We start from the raw sequence: 4,781 nt of genomic DNA, 5'->3' as shown, positions 1-4,781 counted from the left end.
CGGGCAACAGAGTCCCACAACGACTGGACCACTACGACGGGCTCACCTCACACCCATCAGGGCGTGGATGAAAGTTGCCAGCAGCTCGCGCAGCACATCGGGGTGGCAGGTGGTGAGTCGATCAGCCAGCACAGCCGGCCAGTCAATATTGTGGGCAGTGGTCATCGCGTCGATTCCTTTGCTCGAGTGACTTTGGTCAATCCCTCGAAGAATCACGCGATCGCTCCGGCGACCATGCGCCCCGCACCCTCGCCCGAGTTGGCCCGCCCGGGCCCGCAACCGCATCCCGGCGATCAATCATCCAGGCCGGCGCAGATGCGTGAGACCGATTGGAGACCCCGCTGTCGACGCCCGAGGGACTTACCCTGTTGGAAGAGTCAGTCGCTCGGCGCGCCGAGGTTTTCGACGTCGCTCTCTGTAATACGCAGTACCCGGCCCGAGGCGATGTCGAAGAAGAGCCCCAATGTATCTAATCGCTGCTCTTCCAGAGCGGGACCCACCACGGGATGGCCTTTCAAGCTCTGAATTTGCCAAGCCACGTTGACCATTGCCAACTGATCGCAGGCGTCGTACCCCTGCCTGGCCGCCGCCCGGCCGACGGGGTGACCGGCGCGGAACGCGTCGAGGCTTGGCAGCGCCTGGTCGATCCATGCCGCGACCGCGGCTGGAATGCCGTCACGATGGCCAGCCTCGGAGAGCAATGCCGTCATCGCTCCGCACCTGGAGTGGCCGCAGATGATCATGGTGTTGACGTTCAACTCGATGATCCCGTACGCCAATGCGGCTTCCATCGACATGTCAGCGGCGTTCGGCTGAACGAGGTTGCCGAGGTTGCGCACGGTGAAAAGATCACCGGGTCCGCTGGCGGTGATGACATTGGGCACCAAGCGAGCGTCTGCGCAGGTCAGGAACAGAGCGCGCGGTCGCTGCCCGCCGCGCAGCTCGTTGAAATGTTCGCGAAGCAGCGGGGCGTGTCGGCGATGGTAACGCGCGACGCCATCCAACACCGGGGTGAGCATCGAACCGGTGTCCCCTGGGTGGTGGCCGTGAGAGCGCCAGGGCGATAGGCCGCGGGCTATCGCGCTGTGCGACCGGCGAATCGGCGGTCCTGCGGTGGCCGCTGTCATCGCGCTCTCGCCGATTTCGTCGATGCAAACCGAGCCGCCAGCCAGGCGGTGCCGCCGAGCCCACTCCTCGATGGCCTCGTATGCGGCGTGATCAAGGAAGTCGACTGTGATCTCCACGGTGACCCGGCTGCCACGCGGAATTGAGGCCAGCACGCGCGATAGCCGCGGCAAGGAAAGGAAACTGAGGGCTCCTTCGAGTGTGAGACGCCATTCGTGATGCTCCTCGTCGATTGGTTCGGCGTGTACTGAGGCGCGCACCACCCGCCACAACACCACGACGAGGGTGACGGCGATGCCGATGGCGACGCCTTCCAGCAGGTTCAGGAACAGAACTCCGGTGACTGTGATCGCATAAACAGCCAGGTCGCCGGTACGCCAGGCCAGCCGGATGTGTGCCAACTTGACCAACTGCACACCGATCACGATCAGCAACCCGGCCAGGGCGGCCTTCGGAATTTGTTGCACCAGACCGGCCAGCAACACCGAAAACAGCAGCACCCACACGCCGTGCAAAATCGACGAAGCCTGCGTGCGTGCACCGGCCGCCACGTTGGTTGCGCTGCGGACGATCACGCCGGTTACCGGCAGCCCGCCGAGCATCCCCGACACCATATTGGCCGCGCCCTGACCGATGAGCTCGCGGTTCAGATCGGCTTTCGGGCCGCTGTGCATCTTGTCGACCGCGACTGCCGAAAGTAAGCTTTCCACGCTGGCGATCAACGCGATGGTCAACACAGCCAGTACAAACGGCACCCAGGTGCCGTCCGGCAGAGTCGGCAAGCCGATCGCGTCGAGGATCGAACCGTTGAGTTCGATTCTGTCGGCGTTCAGCGGCGGCACGAACGATATCGCCGTCGCGGCGACGATTGCGACTAGCGGCCCGGGAAGTATTTGTAGCCGAGCCGGGCTTCGTTTCCAGCTCAGCATGATCGCGACGACAATGAGCCCTACGACGATGTCGCTTAGGTGGGGAGACCGAAGCTGAGCCGGCAATTCGGTCAAGTTGCGCCACACCGAACTCCGAGAGCTGCCGCCGAGCAGTACGTGAACTTGTTGCAGGGCGATTGTGATGCCGATCCCGGCGAGCATTGCGTGCACCACGATCGGCGATATGGCCAGCGCCGATCGCGCGAGCCGGCTCACGCCGAGAATTACTTGCAGCAACCCGGCTCCGACGACGATGGCGGTGGTGGTCTTCCAGCCGAAGGTATTGACCGTCTCGGCTACCACTACTGTCAAGCCGGCGGCCGGACCCGAGGCAAGCAGAGGCGCTCCACCCACCGCGCCAGCAATTATGCCGCCGACGATCGCGGCGATCAGCCCCGCCATAATCGGCGCGTTGGAGGCGATTGCGATCCCGATCGACAACGGCACCGCAACGAGAAAGACCACGATCGACGCCGGAAGGTCGTACCTCGCGACGGTCTTCAGACGGTCACGCAGGCTGCTAGGTCGGTCCACGGAGGCGTCGGCGTCCGCTACTCCAGCCGTAGCAGAAGCCGGCATGGCGTGGATCCTCTCTGTCAGGTCGCACACTCACCGAGCCAGGAAGCAGACGCATCTCGGTTCTTCCGCACACTACCGAAAACTTTTCGGATAGCGGGCCGGCGCTGGTCGCATCGCATATTCGATCACAGCACGGATCACCGAAGCCGGCAAAATCGCGCCCCTGGTGTCATCGATTCTCTGGCCCAGGTCTGGTGGAAATTGAGGTGGCGGTCCCCCGCTCGTGACCTGCCGTATGGCCTGTCTGAGGCGTTCGCCACCGCGATCGATCTGACCCCGACCGGGCGTGGCGCCGGTAATCACCATATGTCCGAACCGAGTACACCGCGGCGGTATGCCCACGATGTCGGATGGAAAGGGCTTAGCTTAGCCGCATCCCTTTGTAGCCGTTCAGTTTTCGGGCCTGCACAGCAGCCCGTTGAGTCTAGCTGGTCACCGCCGGGGTACCGGCCTTCGCGCAAGCCATCTGGACATTGTAGGTGGCCTCATTAAGCTCGGTGGCCGCGGTGTCGACAGCGTCGTTGCTGCGGTGAAGGAACATATTCACGAGCAGTTTCGCTGCCCGTGTCGACCAGACCCGTATCGGAGCCGCGACGTCTGACTGCAAACCCGGCGTGTCCGAGGCGCTAAGAGCTGCGCGAGCCGCTTCCCGTAACGCGGTCCTGCCGGTCACATTGGCGCTCCGCACCGTCGGATTCGCGTAATTCCAGTCTGGAGATGACATCCCAGCAGCGAAATCGGAGTAGTTGACCGCGGCAGAGTCCAGCGCGTTGGCGAACTGCGAGCACGCTGCCGCCGACGCCGGGTTGGCGTCCGCCGCAGCGCTCGACCCGGCAACGACTGCGCCGGGCTCGGGCGTGCCCGGGACCGCCAGGTCGTTGGGGTCGGCGCCGGCCGCTGGTAGCGCAGCAAGGCTGACGCCAAATGCGGTGAGCAACAATGCGAATGCCCGGGCAAATTCTCCCACTGGTGACGCCGTCATGATGATGCTCACTCCATATCTGGTCGTGTCAGCGCGTAGGCAGCCGGTCTCGCGGCGCTTCCTCTGGGACCAATGATCAAATACGAGCATCCAAGCGTCAGACGGCCTTCGTGACGCCGGTGTAGGAGATGATGTCTTGAGTATCCGTCGTTGTGCCCGTCAGCGTGGCATACGAGCGCAGGAACGACTCCCCGACGCAGCCGTCGATTTTCACGCGGAAGTCCGAGATGGTGATCCGCGGATCGGTGCCCTTAAACACCATCTTGCTGACCGGAACAATGTTGACTTTGCCTGGCACCAAGTAGACCGCAACCGAGCCGTTGATCGGAAGCCCGGCACTCAGCCCCGTCGGACCCAGCGCCGGGACCACGCCGACCGAGCCCGTTAATTGCACGCCATTCACCCCTAACTCGATGCCACAACCGATCTGATAGCCGACCTCGAGCGTCCCGCCGGTCAACGTGGTGGTGCCCGCGCCGGTCACCGACGCGTTGAACGCGCCGCCCACGATGTACTCACGTGACGCCGTGGAAGTCGTCAATGGCGCCACCGCCACTTCTGACTCGTCTTCGGCCCAAACGGTGATCGTCCAGCCGTCAGCGGTCGTGCGGGTGGCGCGCGCCCCAGAGGGCACCAGTCCGTCATTTGCAGGTGGTGCAGGCGGAACGGCGCTACTCGCCGCGGCCACTGCAGGATCTGGATCTGATTCTGGAGCGGTCAATGCCAGTGGCGCCGTCGCAACAGCGATCAATATGTAAGCGGTCACCACCGTGGCAAAACGAAGCAGCATCACGTAGCGTCCCGATCGAAATCAACCGGCGCACTGAATCGCACCGGCGTCAACGGTGGACTGCCGCGACGGTGGTCTTTCACGGGGAAAGCTCTGCGCCGAGGCCAGCGGGACAATATCCCGTAGGGCTTCGACACGGTGAAGTTGGCGGCGCCGACGATCGGATAGTTAAGTCGGACGCGATGTTTTTCTACGATATCCTGCGCCGAATTCTCAAGGAACCCGATCGCCCTGTCGATGGTGGTGTCGAGCTTGATTTCGGTGCGGTTGGCCAATCTGCAGCGGGTTGTCACGGTTCCCCCGATCAATTTCGCACCCGTGTCTAGCCCGGATTTTTCGCGCAATGTCGCCTGTGACGGTGTGTAGATAAGCGAAA

5 protein-coding genes are annotated in these 4,781 nt (G+C 63.3%); all 5 read right to left on the bottom strand.

Annotation, left to right across the window (positions count from 1 at the left end):
• Nucleotides 1-42 precede the first annotated feature (42 nt).
• Nucleotides 43-165: a hypothetical protein gene (locus M1248_RS33105; protein ID WP_267886875.1), complete on the bottom strand. Its 123-nt coding sequence runs from the start codon at nt 163-165 to the stop codon at nt 43-45.
• A 212-nt stretch (nt 166-377) separates the two neighbouring features.
• Nucleotides 378-2,633 (bottom strand): bifunctional SulP family inorganic anion transporter/carbonic anhydrase, encoded by a 2,256-nt coding sequence (locus M1248_RS33100; protein ID WP_317150918.1) that lies wholly within the window; start codon nt 2,631-2,633, stop codon nt 378-380.
• Nucleotides 2,634-3,057: 424 nt separating this feature from the next.
• Nucleotides 3,058-3,615 carry a hypothetical protein gene (locus M1248_RS33095; protein ID WP_082762252.1) on the bottom strand — a complete coding sequence of 186 codons (558 nt, stop codon included), beginning with the start codon at nt 3,613-3,615 and terminating at the stop codon, nt 3,058-3,060.
• Nucleotides 3,616-3,712: 97 nt separating this feature from the next.
• Entirely contained in the window at nt 3,713-4,402 is a 690-nt protein-coding gene (locus tag M1248_RS33090; protein WP_409347425.1) for an MspA family porin, read from the bottom strand.
• A gap of 2 nt (nt 4,403-4,404) precedes the next feature.
• The coding region (locus M1248_RS33085; RefSeq protein ID WP_317150916.1) for a hypothetical protein at nt 4,405-4,781 on the bottom strand (377 nt) is incomplete at its 5' end.

The organism is Mycobacterium sp. 29Ha (assembly GCF_032883055.1).
Lineage (GTDB): Bacteria > Actinomycetota > Actinomycetes > Mycobacteriales > Mycobacteriaceae > Mycobacterium > Mycobacterium gallinarum.
This window is presented reverse-complemented; position numbering and strand designations above follow the sequence as displayed.